This is a genomic window from Rickettsia endosymbiont of Villa modesta (assembly GCF_964026485.1).
Lineage (GTDB): Bacteria > Pseudomonadota > Alphaproteobacteria > Rickettsiales > Rickettsiaceae > Rickettsia > Rickettsia asembonensis.
The window spans coordinates 832,487-853,150 of record NZ_OZ032157.1 but is presented as its reverse complement, the minus strand read 5'-3'; the positions used below and the strand labels follow the sequence as shown (position 1 = coordinate 853,150).

Sequence of the window (20,664 nt, the reverse complement as noted above, 5' to 3'; positions counted from 1 at the left end):
TAACGCTACTCCACAATGATGCTTCCTATAGTGCCGCGATAATAGGTATGAGGGTCATACATAGCTTCGCTGTAAATAGCGGGAGTTGCGAATATGCCTTTATTAACCGCTTTGATTTTATACTGATACGTCATTTTTTGATCAGAAATAGTACCGAAAATCATAACTCTATCATCACGATTATTGATATATATTGGTTTCCATATCATTACTTCCTGCGTTCGTGCTAATATATTTACGTTATTATTATCAGGTAAAAGCTCGAAGCCTGCCGGTAATAAATCAAGTATCACCATATTGCTTAAGGTTTTATTGCTACCTGAACGCATGGTGATTTCCACCGTAATATTATCACCTAATTTTACTTTGCTGACTTCTTTATTAGTTTCATCGAGATATTTTTTGGTTATCTCTATACCTTGAACTATTTCTTTATTTTCTTTTAAAACTTTGTCATAGCCTGAAGTTAGAAGCTGATAGAAAAAGCCGTTACTTGAGGATGTTAAGTCTATATCCTTATTTTCTACCGACAGCTCAGCAATCATCACTTTATCGCCGTTTAAAGTAACTTCTTTATCTGTAGAAGTCACCTTAATATTAGCCTCATCTACATTATTTATCTTATCAGCATATGTAAGACTTGCCATAATGGCGTAGCTTGCCGATAGACTATTATAGTTATCCTTAGCAAAAAGAGCGATATCCTGTACAATTTTTGGGTCAAAGTTTTTTAACCTTTCCGGAAAATGTATAGAAATTAAGTATAAATACTGACTATATTTTATTAGAGGATTATAATACTGATAGTCTGTTTTTGATATAGGTTTATTTAGAGTAAATCTATCTAATAATTTATCTGCTTCTTCATGCATTTGCAGCATTTTATAGCTAGAGGCTAAATAAACGCTAGTTAAATCATCCTGCCATGTATTTTTATGGTACTCGTCTAAATATTTTAAAATATTTGCAATATAGCTTGTAGTAATAACGCTATTTTTTGTCAGGATATAAACTGCATATGCTTTTTCTCTTGCTTCATTTAGAGAGCTGATTGATCTATTCGCCATATTCTCTAAGTAGTAAATACCTTGATTAAAAATATCACTTGGAACGGCTAAATATCTAGTTGCTCCCTCGCTTAAGAAATGCATAGCATAAACGGAAATAAATGGATCGGAATCGTCATTAAAATTGTTCCAATATCTAAATCCACCGTCATAATTTTGACGTTCCGATAAAGTTTGGAATATTTTCGATAATGATTCATCCATTTTTTTACGATCAGTTTTAAGAATCTGAACTAGCTCTTGTTCATTATATAATAAAACATTAGCAAAATTTTGGCTTATTAATTGCTCAGTGCAACCATAAGGATAATTATCTAGGAAATCTTTAAAGCCGGAAATAATAGCTAGCGGTGATTTAGAAGCGGAAATTTGCAGCTTAGCAAATTCAGGATATAAATCTCGCAAGATTTTTAAATTAGCTTTGTTGTCTGTAATAAAGCCTGTATCGACTGTTGTAACGCTCGGACTAGCAGGGCGAACGCTCGTAGTACTAGTTAGTTCTGAGCTATGCACTACTGCCATAGATATTATACCTGGCTTTAGGTGATTTATAGAAGCCACAACCTTTAAATTTGCTGAACCGAGTTTATCAATCGCTTTTAATTTAACATTAATAGTAGCTTCCTTATTTTCGTCTATCGGTATCTCTTTAGGATAATCTAATATTTTAAGTCCTTCACTTGTTTCAATATTTAGAAAAACCTGAGCATTTCCTGAATCTTTTAGGTTATTAAATATTGTTACCGGTACTGTAAATTCATCATTCGGAACTACAAATAAAGGTAAATTTGGATTGATAATAAGATCGGATTGGACTAATAAATCAGCTTTGGAAGTTCCTATAGCGTCAAGGCTTGAGGCTACCCCTATAACTCTTAAAGTGCCGTTAAAATAGCTCGGTATGTCAAATGTGACTTCTCTCTCATCAAGATCTGCTTCTAAAATTCCTGACCAAAACGCTACCGGAGGCTGGCTTTTTCTTTTAAATGGATTAAGGTTTCGAGCGACATTTATAAAACCGTCTCCGGCAGGAGCCGCCATATAAGCTTTCATTAATAAAGGACGCTCAGGTAATATTAAATCCATGATTTGTGACGTTCGGACTTCTAAGGCCTTATCGTTAATGAAGTAATTAAGCGGATCGGGAGTTTGATAACCGGCAAATGATAATATCCCTTCATCAACGGCAAATATTATGATTTTACCTGGGGTTGCAGTGCGATAATTAATTGTTAATTTTTTGCCTGATTTAATTTTTGCAGGAAGCGTTAATTCAATATCTTGTTTATGTTTATAAATGCCCGCAGTAAACGGTACTACTGCATAGCTAAAAGGTGACATAAAGATTTCCGTGGCTTCTATGTCTCTTATAAATTGTACGTTTATATATCCTTTACCTTCAAAACCATCAGGGATTTTGATTTCTTGAATGCTATTATTTTCGTCAGCTTTAAACCATTCAAAATTATGTACTTTATCTGTTTCGATAGTAATTAATCCATAACCTGTATAAGGAGTTATAACATTTAAAAGAATGTTATCGCCTGCTTTATAATCATCTTTATCAAGTTTAACTTTTAAATTTGCTTTGTCTGTTAAATTAGCTGTAACATTTCCTTCACCTATTACCGAAAATTCAGCTTGAGCAAAGATTGTATCTTCTTTATCAGTTAAGTAAATAACGTAATCTCCTGCTTCTTTAGTAGGCACTTTATAAATATAACTTTCGTTTGCTGTGATATTAACCTTGTCAGAAGATATATTAGTCTCAATAGGTACTGAACTGTAAGAATAATTACCGTTACTATCTGCTACTAAGTTATTTACATAATTAATCTTTTTTAAGTTAAGAGTTAAATTAGGTGCAGCTACTTTTTCTGCTTTATTTGATATGGCTATGAATTCTATTGCTGAAGTAGTTTTTTTCTTAATATATTTTAGATCGCTATCGCTTCTAAATCCTATAATATAAGGCAGAGGTGAAACTATAAGCGATTTGCTTGCGTTTACGCTTCTTCCTGAGTCAGGCTCAAATCCTTCCGCCGAAAATGTTAGACTAAAAGTAGCGTTATAATATTTTTCAAGGTTAAGATCAAAATTTGCCGTACCTGTAGAGTCGGTAGTAATATCTCCTAAACGTTCGTTAAAAAACTCTTTATTTCCTTTGCTACTATAAAATTTGTATTCTTTAAAGCTAGGTACGAAAAACTCGGTAGGTCTAATATCAATAAAGCTGCTGACTTTTCTATTTGCTGCAGGAGTGCCGTAAAGATTTATAAGATTAACAGTTGCTTTAAGATCTTTTGGATTCGTCCATAGCTCATCTTGTGAGTTATTGAAGTTTATGTTTATTTTCATGCGGTCAGGCTGAAAATCACCAACCTTGACAGATACGCTATTAAGATAGTTATTTGTGCCTTTATCTCCTACTAAATGTAAGCTTATATTATATAAGCCGGTTAAGGAATCATCAAGCGTTGAGAATAAATATTCGCCGAATCCTTCTGCATCTAGAGCTATTTTACTTTTATCTATTACTTTTCCTCTAGGGTTAGTTACTTGTATTTCTAAAGGTAAGCCGTCAAATTTTCCTTGCCAATCGGTTTGTTTGAGCATAATGCCTATATGACCTTGCTCGCTTGGTCTATAGATGCCACGATCGGAAAATAAATAAGCTTTTAACCCTTGATCGGAACTAACGGCTCCTGCTACATCAAACCGAGAATAATTAACTTGCCTATCAATTCTACCATACGGCATAAACGAAAAATCATCCTTAGTAGTTAATATATAAGCCACTGGAGTTTTTTCTTTTGTAAAATCATTTATATTTGATAAAATGGCATGTCCTTTACTATCGGTTTTGCTGCTTACTAACACCTCACTGTTAAGTCCTATAATATCTGCTTTAACGCCACCGGCCGGTTTACCGTTACTGATATAAGAAACAAAGATATGATGTGTTCCGCTTTTATCGGTTTTTACTATAAAACCAAGATCGGTAACTAAAATTAATCTTTTATCTTGAGATATAATGTTATTATTATTGTCTTTAGCATAGGCTTTTGCTAAAAATAAGCCTTTAGAATAGCTGCCTGCTTCTTCTAAATTAAAATATTTGCTAAAATCTAAATCGGTATAATTAGGTAAATTTAAATTGGGGGAATTAACTATTACTTCCTCTTGAAATACTTCAGAAATATTATACTCATTAAAATTATATTCATTTATGAAAGTTGGGTTTTGGAAAATATTATATCTATTTGTTTGGCTGATTAAGTGATTAATTTCTTGCTGATTAATCTTATCGATTTCTACATATAATTTATCTATGCCAAGTGAATATACGGGAAGCTTTCTTTCGCCAGCTAATGAAAGAATAGAACCGTCAGACATTAGTTTAACTTCTTTAGGATTATCGGGTATTTGTACTATTTGAGAGTAATCTGAGCCAAGTGTTAAATTATCTGATGTTTTAACACCTTTATTGACTTTAATAAGCAAAGTTCTTGAGGCAAGGGTATCTACTTTAAGGCTATGCATAGTAGTAATGCTTGGGACGGAAGGTAAAAGCTCAAAATTTATTTTTTCACTCGATTTAAGAATATCATCGGTTATTTCTTTCGGACTTTGCCATTTATAGTTTTTTTTGCCTGCAACTCCTAAGAAAGCCGGCTTATCTTGCGGTAATAAAAATAACTCTAAATGTTTTTTTATCTCCTCACCCGAAACCGGTGTATTTGTAGTAATTATAATTATCTGTTCCAGTTTTAGCTTATCATCTTTAACAATTGTAGCAGTACTATTAGTGATTTTTAAATATGAGGATAGACTTGGAATTAATACATTTTCTTTATAAGAATATCTTATATTATTCGGCGTCTTATTATTTTGCTCTTCTACATTTTTATATGTGAAAATTTCTCCGCCATATAGAGGTTTAACACCGTCTTTTATAATTACGGAAACAGTATCTTCTTTATCTGTAAGCGGTGGTATATTAGTAATAATCGTAGCTTCCGTATTATACGTGTTGAATTTGATAGAAAACGGTAATTTTTCCTTGGTTGAAGATTTTATAAATTCTATTCTTTCCTCTAAAGTTTTAGGCTCTATAGGGTAGTTAAAGGCTATTTTAGTTTGAACGAATTTTTTGGAAATATCGATATTATCCTGTAGATAATTCATTTCTTTAATAACAGGAAGTAGAGGTAAAGTTGTAAAACTTATATTATTACTTTTTAGACTGATAAAATGAGGAAATATATAATCTTCGATAGTAATCTTATAAGTTTGATGAGCTGCAAAATTGCTTTCTGGAGTAAAATTTATGTTATACCACCAGCCAAATCGCCATTCTCCTTTAATATCAGGCGAAATAGATATGTAATCATTCATTCTTTTTCCGTTAAGCCCTAGCTCTCTTTGCGGCTTTGTACACCATTCTTTAATTCTAGAGTCGCAAAGGTCAATATTTAACGAATTTTGCCCTGCTAACAGATTTTCGTTAGTTAACTTAAAATATAAAGGTATTTTTTCGTTAAAGCTTGCAGCAATTAGTTGTAAATTTATTAAACATAAGAAAATAGCAAATACAAATTTGCGGGGAATATTTTTCATATCTATAGCTTATTATTTATGATAACTTCAATTATATATAAATAAAATTAAGTAAAGCAATGAATAAGGATATTTTCTTTCAATATTTAACAAAATTTTTTTTGTTACTTGGACAAGAATATTGTTATGAGATTAGTATAAACGCGAATTTAGGATAAGGAAGAAGAGAAGCATGGAATAAGAATAAAGTATTTACAAGTTAAGAGTGTTGGGTTACTGAAGTTTTTCAACAAAAAAACAAGAACCCAACAATGAAAAAATGTATCACAACTTTATTTTATATACTAGACAATTTTTGTGAAATATATGAAGAATGGGAGAAGCAAAAATTAATACCAACAGATAGAAAACGCCGGAGAGAAGGGAATTTAAGCCTTTCAGAGCTTTTAACTATCGTATTATATTTTTATATATCGCCGTGCAAAGATTTTAAGAATTATTATTTATATCACTTATCATATAAATATAGAGGTTATTTTAAATTACCAAGTTATAGTCGAATAATACAATTATGGTCAAGATTAATTCTACCGCTTGGTTATAATGTTGCAACTATTTAGAGGAGAGGAAACAGGAATTTATTGCATAGATTCAACTAAATTATCGATATGTTATACAAAACGTACAAATAGCAATAAAGTATTTAGTGGTATACTTCTTTTACCTGAAGAATTGGTAGTATTAGATATTAATTATCCATAAGAACATTGATTATTCGCTCATCTAAATATTCATTTTCCAACTTTTCAAGTTAAAGAAGTATATAGCTAAAATAGGGATGAGTAGTTATGGATGGTTTATGGGGTTTAAGTTGCATATAGTAATTAACAATAAGGGAGCGATTATGGCGATCAAAATTACCAAAGCAAATAATAGTGATTTATCGGTAGCAGACGATATAACTGATGGATTACAAGGTAAACTCTTTGGTGATAAGGGATATATTTCTAAGGAATTATTTACTAAATTATTAGGTCGTGGATTACGCTTATTTACAGGAATTAGAAAAGATATGAAGAATCATTTATTGGAAATGGAAGATAAAATACAGCTTAGAAAAAGGTCGTTGGTTGAGTCAGTATTTAATGTCCTAAAAAATAATATGAATCTTGAACACTCAAGGCATCGATCACCTACTAATTTTTTAGTTCATATTCTAGCTTGTGTTAATGCTTTTAATATTACTAAAACTAATATTTTAAACTCTTTTTTCGATAATCTTAAACTCTTCTTATCCTAAACTGGCGTTATAATACTCGGATTTACTATATTTAGAAGGCAACTATTTGCACAAGCTATTTGTGTATTACTTTTCACTACAATTTTAAATACATTATTAAAATATACATTTGAAATACCTTTAAATCCTGCTCTAAATATTAAAGGTTTTGCTTTTCCTAGCGGTCATATGAGCAGTGGCGTAGTATTTTACGGTTGGTTTTTTGCGAATATTATGGGAGTGTTGAGCTATGAAGAGTAAAAGGTTATAATGTGATAAAAAAATAAGAAAGTAAAAAATGTCAGAGCATCAAATAACAATGGTCAGTTTAGATGAATTAGTTAGCCCGGAACATCAATATCGTAAATTTAAAAGTTAATTTAATTTCAAAGTAGTTGAAAGAGAGTTATTAGCGATAGAAACTGAAGCTAATTATAAAGGCTATGGAGCATTGAGGTTATTTAAATGTTTACTTCTACAATTTATGGAAGACTTATCTGATCGAGAATTAGAACGTTATTTGGCTGATAGTAATGCCGGCAAATGGTTTTGTGATTTTGCTCTTACAGAGACGACTCCAGATTATAGTGTGTTTAGTAAAATACGTAAGAAAATAGGTACTAACTTACTATCAAAAATATTTGCAAACTTTAGAGAACAACTACGAAAGCAAGGTTATATGAGCGAGGTATTTACCTTTGTAGATGCCTCTCATTTGATCTCAAAAGCTAGTCTTTGGACAGAACGTGATGAGTTGAGGAAGCAAAAATATGACAAGCTAAATAATGAGACTTTGCCCAAAGTTGCGAATGATAAACAAGCTAAAATTGGTTGTAAAGGAGGTAATAAGTTTTGGTATGGTTATAAAAAACATGTTAGCGTTGATATCCAATCAGGGATTATTAATAAGGTTGCGGTTACCTCTGCAAATGTTACTGATAGCAAAGGTTTTAAACACGTTATGCCACGCTCCGGTGCTGCATATGTAGATAAAGCATATTGTACAAAGTCTACCAAAGATACAGCAACTAGGCAAGAAGTGCATCTTTGTGCTGTAAAGAAAAATAACATGAAAGATAAAAATTTTGACCTTGATAGATATTATACAAAAATTAGAGCACCTTTTGAAAGAGTATTCTCACAAGATAATAAACGTGTCAGATATATTGGTATTGCCAAAAATCAATTCTCGGAATTTATGAATGATATATGTTTTAATTTGAAACGCTTAACCGTTTTAACGGCTAGCTAATATTATAATGGATAACGCATAGATAATAACAAAATCTCCACTGATTTTTACTAATTTTGTATATATACTTCTTTTACCTGAAAAATTGGTAGTATTAGATATTAATTATCCATAAGAACATTGATTATTCGCTCATCTAAATATTCATTTTCCAACTTTTCAAGTTAAAGAAGTATACTGAACAAAAATTATCTTAATTTTAAACACTATTTCTTCCAAAAAAATATCCTTCCTATAATTCTCTACTTAATTTCTTATCTCTCAACACTTCCATTATCATAATGCTCAGAAGCTTAAGCCTGGAAATGGCGGTAGTGATAGTAAACTTACTAGACAGGAGGAAGCAGAGTTAATAGTTCATCTAGAAAATAATAATTATGTGTATGCTAGAGATATAGGTTTGTTCATAGAACGTCAATATGGAGTAATCTATACATTAGCTGGGGTAATCAAGCTGTTACACAGACTTGGTTTTAGTTATAAGAAACCTAAGTTAATTCCTGGAAAAATAGATTTAGCTAAGCAAGAGGAATTTAAGCTGCAATATAGTTTGCTAAAAAATAATTTAGCTAAAGATGAGTCTATTTATTTTATGGATAGTGTTCATCCTCAATACCAAACTCGAGCAAAATTTGGTTGGATTAGAAAGAATGTAGTTAAAACATTACCAAGTTTCAGTGGTTGGAAGCGTAAACATATTATTGGTGCTATTAATCTTAAGGATTTAGAGGTAGTAACAACTGACAATCCTAAGGTTAATGGTGATTATATTATTGAATTTTTAAAGAAATTAGAAGCAAATAATCAAGATAAAAGTAAGATTTATTTGATATGCGATAATGCTGGATATCATAGGTCAAAAAAGGTAAAAGAATATCTACAATACAGTAAAATAGAGTTACTATTTTTGCCAGCATATAGTCCTAATTTGAATCCAATTGAACGACTGTGGAAATTTATGCATTCTGTTGTAAGTAACAATAAATTTTATGCGAATTTTGAGACATTTACTGATTCTATACGAATATTTTTTGAAAATATTGAAAAATATAAAAATAAAATTTCTTCATTGGTAAATGACAATTTTCAAACCATTGTGCCTAATCATTTTAACAACTCTTCATGTTGAAGAAGTATAGACCTTGTCAGCGTTGCAAGCCTCTTTCTCGTCCTTACGAAGCTTCAGATTTAGTTCGCACTCTTGTTGACGCTGTTGAGCTTGAGCCTGCTAAGAGGTGGAAAGATAGTGATTTTGATGAGCTATCAGTAGATGCTTCTACAGCACGTCGCCAATTTAAAAAACGTTTTGGTATGACGTTTGTAGAATATGCAAGAGCAAGGCGTATGGGTATTGCAATGACGCAAATTCGCATGGGTGAATCAGTAATTAATACACAAATCGATATGGGTTATGAGTCAAGTAGCGGTTTTCGAGATGCTTTCTCTAAAATAATGGGCGGACCGCCGACAAAACTTAATAAGCATTTAAATATTTTAAAAGCTGCTTGGTTAGATACTACACTTGGGGCTATGATTGCAATTAGTGATGAAAAGCTACTTTACTTATTAGAATTTGTTGATAGAAGAGGTTTAGAGCTGGAAATTGAAAGGCTAAGAATTAAGACGAAATCTGCTATTATTCCTGGAAGTACTAAACCGATTTTAATGATTGAAGAGGAGCTTAAATTGTACTTTAACGGTACTTTACAAAAATTTAATACACCTATATATCTTTTAGGAAGTCCATTTCAAAAAATGGTTTGGCAAGAATTAATTAATATACCTTACGGTAAAACACGAAGTTATTTAAATCAGGCTAAAGCTTTGGGCAAACCTACTTCTTATAGAGCTGTTGCAAATGCTAACGGCATGAATCAGTTAGCAATAATTGTTCCTTGCCATCGTATTATTAATAGCAATGGCGAACTTGGAGGATATGGCGGAGGATTACATCATAAAAAATGGCTTATTGAACATGAAAGAAAATTTACAACAAATTAGAAATATTTTACTTGAGAATGCTACTATTCCTTTGGAACGTAGAACGCTGTTTTTTAAAACTAAGGAAGGGGAGTATGGAGAGCATGACCAATTTATTGGGGTTACCATGCCAATTTTACGTAAAATAGCTAAAAGTTATTATAATTTAGATGTGGGGGATTTAAGCCGACTTATTACTTCAGAATTTAATGAAGAAAGATTTTTAGCGTTAGCTATTTTAATTATGCAATATCAGAAAGCACAAGATAAAGAGCTTTTTTATAATTTTTATTTAAACAATATAAAATACGTAAATAATTGGAATTTAGTGGATGCTTCGGCTCATCATATAATCGGGGCTTATTTATGGGATAAAGAAAAGGACTATCTTTTTACATTAACAAAATCGGAAATTCTTTGGGAGAGACGAATAGCTATAGTCTCTACTTGGTATTTTATCAAAAATAATCAATTAGATACAACTTTTGAAATAGCAAAATTACTCTTAAACGATAAACATGATTTAATGCATAAAGCAGTAGGTTGGATGCTGCGTGAAGCAGGAAAAAAAGATGAAAAACGGTTAATAGATTTTTTGGATCGTTATATATCACAAATGCCAAGAACCGCAGTTCGTTATGCAATAGAGAAATTTCCTGAAGAGGTACGTAAGAATATTTTGCAAAAAAAATAACTTATGCTAGTATACTCGTTTAATTTAGCAAAGGTATTATTATGTTAAAAACTTTATTAGTCGGTTTTATAACTTTAATTTGTGCAGTAAGCTATGCTGATGACCAAACAGCTCAAAATCCTAATTCTACAAATTCTTCTTCTGATCAGCCCGATGATCTATTACCTGCAGAGGCAGCCGTTAACTTTGCACAGCCTTGGGCAAGACCTACAACAAATGTGCAAGGTAAAGTTAGCAATTCTGCTATGTATTTTACATTAATAAATAGTAGAAGTAAGAGTTATAATTTAGTGAATATATCTTCAGATAAGATAAGCGGAATAGAAATTCATCAAACAATTAATGATCAAGGAGTTAGTAAAATGGTAAAAGTCGATTATCCATTTTCAATTGCCGGTAATATTAACGTTGATTTTAAGCCCGGTGGCATGCATGTTATGCTTTATGACCCGAAAGTAGATTTAAACGCAGGAGATGAGTTTAAAATAACTTTTTACTTTGATGACAATACACGAAAAATAGTGAATGTTAAAGTAGCAAATGACAATCCGTATAATAAAACAGGAAATTAGGAAAAACATCATAAGCTAAGCTACTAAAGGTATTATTGCGTGGACCAGTAAAACCCACGGGATGACAAATGCACAAAACATATGACCCTAGAAATTACCGGAAGTGAGTTAATTAAATCTAAACTTACAGATGCTCCTGAACGCTGCGGGGTTTATCGGATGTTTGACGTTAACAAGCAGGTAATCTATGTCGGTAAAGCTAAAAATTTAAAGAAACGTCTTACTAATTACATTAAAAGCGATTTAGATAATAAGACGCTTCGGATGATTGCAAATACTTGTTTTTTAGAGTATAGCATTACTAATTCCGAAGTTGAGGCACTACTTTTAGAAGCCCAGCTAATCAAAAAATTTCAGCCGAAATTTAATATTCTTCTTAAGGACGACAAGTCTTTTCCTTTCATCAAGTTACGTTTAGATCATGATTTCCCGCAATTGCTAAAATATCGAGGTAAAACTCTAAATGACGAAAAATTTTTTGGTCCTTTTGCTTCCGCCACGGAAGTTAATACTACTTTAACGGAATTGCAAAAAATCTTTAAATTACGTTCCTGCACGGATAATTACTTTAATTCACGTACTCGTCCTTGTCTGCAATATGAGATTAAACGTTGTTATGCTCCTTGCGTCGGTAAAATAAATAAGGAGGACTATAGGGACTTAGTAGCTCAGGTTAAAGATTTTTTACAAGGTCGTACTAAAGAACTCCAAGAGAACTTATCTAAAAAGATGGAAGAGCTAAGTAGTCAGATGCGTTTTGAAGAGGCGGCAGAAATTAGAGACCGTATTAAGGCACTTAGTTATGTGCAGCTTAAGGCAGGTGTTTCAGATATTGTTAAAGACGCAGATATAATCGCTATTGTAGAAAAGAACGGACATTATTGCGTAGAAGTGTTTTTATATAGGGCAGGGCAAGCATGCGGTAATATTCCTTATTTTCCTACTTCTACCGAAAATAGTACTAAAGAAGAAGTATTAGAATATTTTTTATTACAATTTTATCAAAAACAACAAGTGCCTGCGGAAATTATAATTAATCATGAAATTAATGATAAAGAGAATGTGATAGAGGCGATTAAAAAAATCAATAATATTACTAAACTCAATATTATAATACCTATTAGTGGAGGTAAAGCCAAGCTAGTTCAGAATGCCACAATAAATGCTTTATTCTCTCTAGAGCAATATTTGAAGAAATTTGCAAAAAATCAAGAGATTATGCTTAAAATCAAAGAGCTATTTGGTCTTTCTGAAATTCCTGAAAGAATTGAGATTTATGATAATAGCCATATTCAAGGTAAATTTGCGGTTGGTGTTATGGTAGTTGTCGGTAAAGCCGGTTTTGATAAAAAGGAATATCGGGTTTTCTCATTGTCATCCCGTGGCTTGACCATAGGATCCAGTAAATCAATAAATAATGATGATGCTAGTTGTTTTTTGGATACCGTGGACAAGCCACGGAATGACATGACTAAAGGTGACGATTATGAAATACTCCGGCAAGTTTTAACACGAAGATTAACTAGACTTAAGAATGAGCCGCATAAATTGCCAAGCTTGATGATTATAGACGGTGGCAAAGGGCATTTAAGGTTAGTTAAAGAGGTAATGAATAAATTTGAGATGAATATTCCTTTTGTTTGTATGTCAAAAGGAGTAGATAGAAATGCCGGTCTTGAGCAGTTCCATATGACAGGTAAAGAAGTATTTACTCTGGATAAAAATTTGCCGACTATGAAATATTTACAAATTTTGCGGGATGAGGCACATAATTTCGCCATAAAGAATCATAGACTCGGTAGATCGCGTGCCATAAAATTATCAAGCCTTGATGATATAGAGGGTATAGGTGAAACTCGTAAAAAAGCATTGCTGCACTATTTCGGTTCTTATAAAGCAGTATGTGATGCAACAATAGATGAGCTTACTAAAGTAAACGGTATTAACAAGTCACTTGCCGAGATGATTTTTAATGCTTTGCACAAAAAAAACTAATTTTATAACTCATGATATGGTATTGGCAGCATAAAGATTGGCCTAACTTTAAATATGATCAGAAACATAATATTAGATTTAGAGAAAAATTTTGTTAAAAATAGTGGTATTCTTTTAGGGGCAACTAAATATCTTTCAGAAGCAGATCAAAATAATTTGATTGTTATGCTTGCAAGTGATGAAGCTTTAAATATACTTCTTCAACATGAAGAGTTGTTAAAATGATTAGGCACAATGGTTTGAAAATTGTCATTTACCAATGAAGAAATTTTATTTTTATATTTTTCAATATTTTCAAAAAATATTCGTATAGAATCAGTAAATGTCTCAAAATTCGCATAAAATTTATTGTTACTTATAACAGAATGCATAAATTTCCACAGTCGTTCAATTGGATTCAAATTAGGACTATATGCTGGCAAAAATAGTAACTCTATTTTACTGTATTGTAGATATTCTTTTACCTTTTTTGACCTATGATATCCAGCATTATCGCATATCAAATAAATCTTACTTTTATCTTGATTATTTGCTTCTAATTTCTTTAAAAATTCAATAATATAATCACCATTAACCTTAGGATTGTCAGTTGTTACTACCTCTAAATCCTTAAGATTAATAGCACCAATAATATGTTTACGCTTCCAACCACTGAAACTTGGTAATGTTTTAACTACATTCTTTCTAATCCAACCAAATTTTGCTCGAGTTTGGTATTGAGGATGAACACTATCTATAAAATAAATAGACTCATCTTTAGCTAAATTATTTTTTAGCAAACTATATTGCAGCTTAAATTCCTCTTGCTTAGCTAAATCTATTTTTCCAGGAATTAACTTAGGTTTCTGATAACTAAAACCAAGTCTGTGTAACAGCTTGATTACCCCAGCTAATGTATAGATTACTCCATATTGACGTTCTATGAACAAACCTATATCTCTAGCATACACATAATTATTATTTTCTAGATGAACTATTAACTCTGCTTCCTCCTGTCTAGTAAGTTTACTATCACTACCGCCATTTCCAGGCTTAAGCTTCTGAGCATTATGATAATCTATTAAATGTTTTCTTATCCCTTCATCACTCAGTAATAACACTTTCGATATCTCATCAATACTATAGCTATCATCATACATGAGAACAGCTTTGATTCTATCACAAATCCTCTTATCCCTTTCGCTTCTATGGTAAAACTTTAATTCTTCTTTTTCTACTGATGTTAATTTTCTATAAATCCATTCTTACTTAATAACACTTGCTGACTTCTTTGACAATTTTTCATTTACTAGAGGTATATATCCAAGTCGTCATTGCGAGGAAATTACGTAGTAATTGACGAAGCAATCTAGTAAAAAATTCTGATTTACAGAATTTTTTTTATTATTTTTCTGGATTGCCACGCAAGTACTACGACTGCTCGCAATGACGGGGTGGTATGGTATCCACGCGGGTAATGCCTCCTCGCAATGACGGAAAAACCGCTCCACGTCGGGCAATGTTAAGCCATGAGCCATTCAATAAAATCTAAATATTTCTTAGAATTATTTTACTTAATTCACAATTCAAGTGTGAGAAGTTTATCTCTTCAAATCCTTTTCTTGGGATAATAATCATTGCGAATTTTATAGCATTAAGCTTAGAATCGCTAACAATAATTCTAATCAGATGTCTTATACGCCTTTTAATTTTGTTGCGAACCACGGCTTTTTTATTTAGTTTTCTGCTAACTTTGATTCCTAAAAAGGTGTTATATTTTGATTCAAGGAAGATTTTTGGAAGTTTTTTGGCTATTACCAAAATAAAATATCTCTCATGGAACTTCTTTCCAAGCTTATTTATAAGCTCAAATTCTTTTTGATTTTTTAAAGAGGTAATAGACAATGTGATAAGTCAGATTATTTTAAGCAGATAATTTATGTCTACCTTTAGCACGACGTTTTCTTAAGATTGCTCTTCCGGTTGGAGTAGCCATTCTAGATCTAAAACCATGTCTTCTTTTTCTAACTAAATTGCTAGGTTGAAATGTACGTTTCATAATATTTATACCGAACGAAAATAAAAATTAATTGTTATAAATATGTCATCCCGTGGCTTGACCACGGGATCTTGTTATCGTAGCTTGTGTCCTAAGATCCCGCGATCAAGTCGCGGGATGACACTAAATATATGCTTTTGCTTTTTCTACGATACTTGCGAATCCATCACTGTTATTGACGGCAAGTTCTGCAAGTACTTTACGATCTATATCGATTTCTGCTTTTTTAAGACCCCCCATAAATTGAGAGTAAACAAGCCCATGCTCTCTTACTGCTGCATTTATTCTTTGAATCCATAAGCCTCTGAAATCACGCTTACGATTTCTACGATCTCTGTAAGCATATTGGAGGGCTTTTTCTACTTTTTCAATAGCTACTCTAAAACAGCTATTAGCTCTACCTCTATAGCCTTTGGCTAATTTGAGGATTTTTTTATGTCGATTTTTGGAAATTTTTCCTGATTTTGCACGTGTCATTGCTGTAGCTCCTAATTAAATTAATTTATACCGTATGGTAGAAAATATTTTTTAATATTATATCCGTCTTGAGGACAAAGTATTGTAGTTCCTCTAAGGTTACGGATTTGAGCTTTAGTACGACGACGCATAAAATGTTTTTTACCTGCTTGGGATGCGACAACCTTACCGCTAGCAGTAAGTTTAAAACGCTTTTTTACAGCGGATTTTGTTTTTAATTTAGGCATATCTATTCCTTATATTGGTATTTACTAGATTTAAACTGTAATTAGGCATACCAAAGCCACGTACAGATAGAAAACTAGATGATAGTTTTTTTTATTAGTTATTGCAAGATTTTTTTTAAAGTCTTAGAGATTCACCTAATAAATAAAAATTAAAACTAGATTAATTATTGATTTTTTAAGAAAAAATTCATATTCTATATGCTATAAATTCAATCTAAAATTAAAATTTTATGAAAAATACTAATTCTTTTGAAGCTCTTACCGATGCTAACTTCAAGCTCAATATACCGCATGGAAAACCGATTAAATTTCATATCCCTAGAGGTAGTAGCGTTACAGTAAATGATGAAATGCTTGGTTTGCTTGAGGGTAGACCTTATATTAAATTCACATGTGATAAAAATTCCAATGCAGTAATATTAGAATCAGGAAAGAGTTATCAGCATTTTATACTGAATGACGAGCTAGTGGTAACTCCTTTGGGTGATGTACCCATGAATAATATTGTAGAACTTGATTAAATTTTTATTGAGCAAACGCTCTATTATTTTTTAAAGCTATTTGCTATAATGGGAATGCTGAATACATAATTAATACTGAAAATGTTCGGACAAAATCCTAAAAGAAGCATATTAAATGGTGACGGTACTAAGTTAGAGGTGCAGTCTATTTTTAAGACTATACAAGGTGAGGGTATTTTTGTAGGTTGCCCTGCGATCTTTATTAGGCTTGGAGGGTGTAATCTTGCTTGTAATTTTTGCGATACCGAGTTTGAAGATTTTGAGTTAATAGATATAGCTAAGATTTTAAATAAAGTTGAAAGTTTGGTATTAAATTCTAAAAATGAAAAATCAATTAATTTAGTAGTCATAACCGGCGGTGAGCCAATGCGTCAACCTATAGAATTATTATGTCAAAAGTTACTAGATCAAGATTTTAAAATCCAGATAGAGACTAACGGTACGTTATATCGCTCTTTGCCGAATGAAGTGTCTATAATTTGTTCGCCAAAAGCAGGTAAAAACGGTTATAGTAAAATAAGAGAAGATTTATTGCCTAAAATTAGTGCGGTGAAATTTATCGTTGCTAAAAATATTTTAGAATATAGTCTCATACCGGAAGTAGGGCAAACCTCTTATAATATACCGGTTTTTGTTCAGCCTATGGATCAAAACGACCAAAGACTTAATGACGAAAATAATGAGTTAGCAGTAAAATTAGCACTAGAAAGCGGCACTAGGTTGTCGTTGCAGACTCATAAATTTTTAGGGATTGAGTAAATATTGTCAAGTCACTTGTCATTCTCAGCTAAAAGCGGGCTTGTTGCATGGCTCTTATGTCATTCCCGCTTCCACGGGAATGACATCGAAGCATTAAGCCATCACAGATATTTTAAAAATACTTGAATTTTATATTAATTGAAGCTATTATAATCTTTTTTAAGTTTAAAGTGTTGAAATAATGAGTGAAATATTAGAACTTGAAGCTAAATCCCGTAATGAATTCGGTACGGGAGCAGCAAGAGCATTAAGAAGAGAAGGGCGTGTTCCGGCTATTATTTACGGAGCGGGTAAAACACCTGTTAGTATTTCTTTAGAAGAAAAGGAAATAACAAAATATTATAGAAAGCCGGCTTTTATCTCTCAGTTAATTAATTTAACAATTGATAAGAAAAAATATAAAGTGTTACCGAAAGCCGTGGAGTTACATCCTGTTACGGATATAGTACGCCATGTGGATTTTGTCTTTTTAGAAGAGAAAACTCAAAAAATGGAAGTGCCTGTAGTATATGAAGGGAAGGAAAGAGCTTTAGGCGTTAAAAGAGGCGGATATTTTAATATAGTAAAAAGAAGAGTTACTTTATTATGTGATGTTAATAATATCCCAAGAAATGTAACTATAGACGTTACTAACATGCCTATTGCTACCTCGCTAAAATCATCAAAAATAGAATTGCCGAAAGGATGCAGTTTTACTACTAAAAAAGAATTTGTTCTTGCAACTATTATAGGACGTAGAGGTGCAAAAACTGAAGCTGAAGGTGAACAACAAGCCGCTGAAGCAGGGAAGTAAGATAATTCTCACGATAAGGACTTGCTTAGATACTTAAATCGTCATTGTGAGGATTCGTAGGTGTTGTTGTTTGGCTCATTTTATGTCATCCCCGCGTAGGCGGGAATGACATCGAGTAGGTTTTTCGATCCACGCGGGCAATGCCGCTAGAAACGAGAATGACATTCTGAATGTTCATATATACTTCTTTAACTTGAAAAGTTGGAAAATGAATATTTAGATGAGCGAATAATCAATGTTCTTATGGATAATTAATATCTAATACTACCAATTCTTCATGTTGAAGAAGTATACTTCTTCCAAATTAATGTTTCTTCAAAAATTTTCCATTACTGTTTATTAGGTAAATTATTATGATTCTTGTTATTGGTCTTGGTAATCCAGGAAAAGAGTATCAATATACGAGGCATAATATAGGCTTTATTGCTATAGAGAAAATAGCAAACCAATATAATTCATCATTTAGTACAAAGAAAAAATTCAATTGTGAAATTGCTGAAACTATTAGTGATGGACAAAAGATAATTTTTATAAAGCCCAATACCTATATGAACTTGTCCGGTAAGTCAGTGATATCGGTGAAAACATATTATAATATCCACCCCGCAAAAATCTTTGTTATTCATGATGATATTGATTTAGAAACAGGTAGAATAAAATTCAAAACGGGTGGCGGTAACGGCGGGCATAACGGTTTAAAATCAATTGACGGTGTTATAGGCAATAATTATAATCGCATTAGGGTTGGGGTAGGTAGACCGCAAAATAATCAGGATGTAGCAGATTATGTACTTAATAATTTCTTGAAATTCGAGTATGAAACAGCGTTGCAAGCTATAGATAAAATAGCTAATAATTTTGGTTTAATATTAGAGAATAAGTTAGAAGAGTTTAAGAGTAAGGTTGGATAATGTTATTTTGAGTTGCCTGTATGGCTTAAAAAAGCCTACTCGATGTCATTCCCGCGTAGGCGGGAATCCATTACTTATAAAACTTTTTAAAAGCTCGATTTATCTCGCTTTATGCTGGATTCCCGCTTCTAGCTAAGAATGACATAGAATAAAAAATGTTTGGTACTATAGGGAACGACATAGAAAGGAAAAATTTATGACACAAGATTTTGAAATTGTTTATGCCGATGAAATGGATAAAGCCTATTCAGCTATAATTTGGGATGCTTTTAATAAAGAGGCAAGAGAAAAGAAAGGTTTAACAGGAGATTTAAAATCTTTTTCTTTCTCATGCTTAGATCAAGATAAAAATTTTCGAGAAGCTTGGTTACAAGCTTGAATTCACAAGACACGGTTATGAAAAAGACTCTATAATGTATTATTTACGGAAAGATTTATGACACTAAAACTAGGAATTGTTGGGTTGCCGAATGTCGGTAAGTCGACGTTATTTAATGCCTTAACGGCAAGTCAGGCTGCGGATGCTGCTAATTATCCGTTTTGTACTATTGAGCCTAATAGCAGCAAAGTTTTAGTACCGGATGAGCGTTTGCAACGACTCGCAAGCTTAGCTGGAAGTGGAAAAATTATTCCGTCTTATATTGAGTTTGTCGATATTGCAGGACTTGTTAAAGGGGCAAGTAAAGGGGAGGGGCTTGGTAATAAGTTCTTATCTCATATCAGGGAAGTCGATGCAATATTGCATGTACTGCGTTGCTTTGAAGATGAGGATATAACGCACGTACATAACAAAGTTGATCCAATCCATGATCTTGAGGTTATTGAAACAGAGTTAATACTTGCCGATATAGAATCGGTCGAAAAGCGTTCAGCAACAAGTGAAAAACGCTTGAAGTCAGGCGATAAAATAATGGCAGAGCAGATAGAGCTGTTAAAAGAGGTTTATAAAGTACTAGCAGACGGTAAACCTGCAAGAGTGTTAAATGAAATTTTAGGAGCTGATAATTTAAAGCAATTGCAGTTAATTACCTCTAAGCCTGTTTTATATATATGTAACGTACTTGAAAAAGATGCTGCAGTCGGTAATGAATTTACAAAATTAGTAGCGGAAAGAGCAAAGAAAGAAAATGCTAAAAGCGTTGTAATTTCTTCAAAAATAGAAGCTGAGATTGCTTTACTTGAAAGCATGGAAGAAAAAGAAGAGTTCTTAAAATTTATAGGTTTAGAGGAAACGGGGCTTAGTAAAGTGATTAAAGAGGGGTATAATCTCTTAAACCTTAAAAGCTTCTTTACCATAGGTCCTAAAGAAGCTCATAGTTGGACTTTTAAAGACGGTACTCTTGCCCCGGCTGCTGCCGGTATTATTCATACCGATTTTGAAAAAGGCTTTATTAGAGCAGAAGTTATCGGCTATGAAGATTATATAAACCTTGGTAGTGAAGCAAAAGCCAAGGAAGTAGGTAAAATGCGTTTAGAGGGTAAAGAATATAAAATGCAGGATGGAGATATAGTACATTTTAGGTTTAACGTTTAAATACT

18 protein-coding genes and 4 pseudogenes are annotated in these 20,664 nt (G+C 32.3%); 16 read left to right on the top strand and 6 right to left on the bottom strand.

All coding sequences use genetic code 11. The annotated features are described in order from the left end of the window. Positions 1-5 precede the first annotated feature (5 nt). Complete coding sequence (locus AC5584_RS04910) at positions 6-5,687, bottom strand: alpha-2-macroglobulin family protein (RefSeq protein ID WP_499216049.1); 5,682 nt, start codon at positions 5,685-5,687, stop codon at positions 6-8. A gap of 251 nt (positions 5,688-5,938) precedes the next feature. Here AC5584_RS04910 and AC5584_RS04905 point away from each other — a divergent pair. The 9 genes and pseudogenes from AC5584_RS04905 (at position 5,939) to AC5584_RS04865 (ending at position 13,624) form a co-directional block, all read left to right on the top strand. Then, positions 5,939-6,927: pseudogene (locus AC5584_RS04905) on the top strand (IS982 family transposase). A 394-nt stretch (positions 6,928-7,321) separates the two neighbouring features. Then, on the top strand, positions 7,322-8,158 hold the full coding sequence (locus AC5584_RS04900) for a transposase (RefSeq protein WP_499216981.1): 837 nt from the start codon (positions 7,322-7,324) through the stop codon (positions 8,156-8,158). Positions 8,159-8,414: 256 nt separating this feature from the next. Then, positions 8,415-9,287 (top strand): IS630 family transposase, encoded by an 873-nt coding sequence (locus AC5584_RS04895; protein ID WP_499216980.1) that lies wholly within the window; start codon positions 8,415-8,417, stop codon positions 9,285-9,287. Further along, positions 9,281-9,580: pseudogene (locus tag AC5584_RS04890) on the top strand (helix-turn-helix domain-containing protein); the annotation flags it as partial. The gene AC5584_RS04895 and the pseudogene AC5584_RS04890, both read left to right, overlap by 7 nt. A 30-nt stretch (positions 9,581-9,610) precedes the next feature. Beyond that, complete coding sequence (locus tag AC5584_RS04885) at positions 9,611-10,159, top strand: methylated-DNA--[protein]-cysteine S-methyltransferase (RefSeq protein WP_499216979.1); 549 nt, start codon at positions 9,611-9,613, stop codon at positions 10,157-10,159. Then, the gene (locus AC5584_RS04880; RefSeq protein WP_499216048.1) at positions 10,134-10,832 is read left to right on the top strand and encodes a DNA alkylation repair protein; all 699 of its coding nucleotides are present in this window, start codon (positions 10,134-10,136) and stop codon (positions 10,830-10,832) included. The genes AC5584_RS04885 and AC5584_RS04880 overlap by 26 nt, the downstream gene beginning before the upstream one ends. A 41-nt stretch (positions 10,833-10,873) precedes the next feature. Further along, entirely contained in the window at positions 10,874-11,404 is a 531-nt protein-coding gene (locus tag AC5584_RS04875) for a copper chaperone PCu(A)C (RefSeq protein ID WP_410527941.1), read from the top strand. An 81-nt stretch (positions 11,405-11,485) separates the two neighbouring features. Then, positions 11,486-13,399 (top strand): excinuclease ABC subunit UvrC, encoded by a 1,914-nt coding sequence (uvrC, locus tag AC5584_RS04870; RefSeq protein WP_499216047.1) that lies wholly within the window; start codon positions 11,486-11,488, stop codon positions 13,397-13,399. Between the two features lie 54 nt (positions 13,400-13,453). Further along, a complete protein-coding gene (locus AC5584_RS04865) occupies positions 13,454-13,624 on the top strand; it encodes a hypothetical protein (protein ID WP_499216046.1) in 171 nt (56 codons plus the stop codon). On the opposite strand, the gene AC5584_RS04860 is transcribed toward AC5584_RS04865, so the two are convergent. The 5 genes from AC5584_RS04860 to rpmI form a co-directional block, all read right to left on the bottom strand. Next, positions 13,600-14,553: an IS630 family transposase gene (locus tag AC5584_RS04860; RefSeq protein ID WP_499216978.1), complete on the bottom strand. Its 954-nt coding sequence runs from the start codon at positions 14,551-14,553 to the stop codon at positions 13,600-13,602. The two genes, AC5584_RS04865 and AC5584_RS04860, sit on opposite strands and share 25 nt — an antisense overlap. A gap of 373 nt (positions 14,554-14,926) precedes the next feature. Continuing rightward, positions 14,927-15,283, bottom strand: coding sequence for a ribonuclease P protein component (gene rnpA / locus AC5584_RS04855; protein WP_041078967.1), 357 nt, complete (start codon positions 15,281-15,283; stop codon positions 14,927-14,929). A 19-nt stretch (positions 15,284-15,302) separates the two neighbouring features. Beyond that, complete coding sequence (gene rpmH / locus AC5584_RS04850) at positions 15,303-15,437, bottom strand: 50S ribosomal protein L34 (protein ID WP_011270688.1); 135 nt, start codon at positions 15,435-15,437, stop codon at positions 15,303-15,305. Positions 15,438-15,560: 123 nt separating this feature from the next. Then, a complete protein-coding gene (gene rplT / locus AC5584_RS04845; RefSeq protein ID WP_499162712.1) occupies positions 15,561-15,914 on the bottom strand; it encodes a 50S ribosomal protein L20 in 354 nt (117 codons plus the stop codon). A 20-nt stretch (positions 15,915-15,934) separates the two neighbouring features. Continuing rightward, positions 15,935-16,141: a 50S ribosomal protein L35 gene (rpmI, locus tag AC5584_RS04840; protein WP_499216045.1), complete on the bottom strand. Its 207-nt coding sequence runs from the start codon at positions 16,139-16,141 to the stop codon at positions 15,935-15,937. Positions 16,142-16,371: 230 nt separating this feature from the next. Here rpmI and AC5584_RS04835 point away from each other — a divergent pair, with 230 nt between their 5' ends. From AC5584_RS04835 to ychF, 7 genes and pseudogenes are all read left to right on the top strand, one after another. Then, positions 16,372-16,662, top strand: a complete 291-nt coding sequence (locus AC5584_RS04835; RefSeq protein WP_499216044.1) for a hypothetical protein — start codon at positions 16,372-16,374, stop codon at positions 16,660-16,662. 81 nt (positions 16,663-16,743) lie between these two features. After that, positions 16,744-17,421, top strand: coding sequence for a 7-carboxy-7-deazaguanine synthase QueE (locus AC5584_RS04830; protein WP_499162713.1), 678 nt, complete (start codon positions 16,744-16,746; stop codon positions 17,419-17,421). 181 nt (positions 17,422-17,602) lie between these two features. Further along, positions 17,603-18,214, top strand: a complete 612-nt coding sequence (locus AC5584_RS04825; protein WP_040255999.1) for a 50S ribosomal protein L25/general stress protein Ctc — start codon at positions 17,603-17,605, stop codon at positions 18,212-18,214. Positions 18,215-18,567: 353 nt separating this feature from the next. Beyond that, positions 18,568-19,125 carry an aminoacyl-tRNA hydrolase gene (pth, locus tag AC5584_RS04820; RefSeq protein WP_499216043.1) on the top strand — a complete coding sequence of 186 codons (558 nt, stop codon included), beginning with the start codon at positions 18,568-18,570 and terminating at the stop codon, positions 19,123-19,125. 196 nt (positions 19,126-19,321) lie between these two features. Beyond that, positions 19,322-19,480, top strand: a pseudogene (locus AC5584_RS04815) (GNAT family N-acetyltransferase); the annotation flags it as partial. Continuing rightward, a pseudogene (locus tag AC5584_RS04810) lies at positions 19,479-19,565 on the top strand (GNAT family N-acetyltransferase); the annotation flags it as partial. The pseudogenes AC5584_RS04815 and AC5584_RS04810, both read left to right, overlap by 2 nt. Next, entirely contained in the window at positions 19,562-20,659 is a 1,098-nt protein-coding gene (gene ychF / locus AC5584_RS04805; RefSeq protein WP_499216042.1) for a redox-regulated ATPase YchF, read from the top strand. The pseudogene AC5584_RS04810 and the gene ychF, both read left to right, overlap by 4 nt. Positions 20,660-20,664 lie beyond the last annotated feature (5 nt).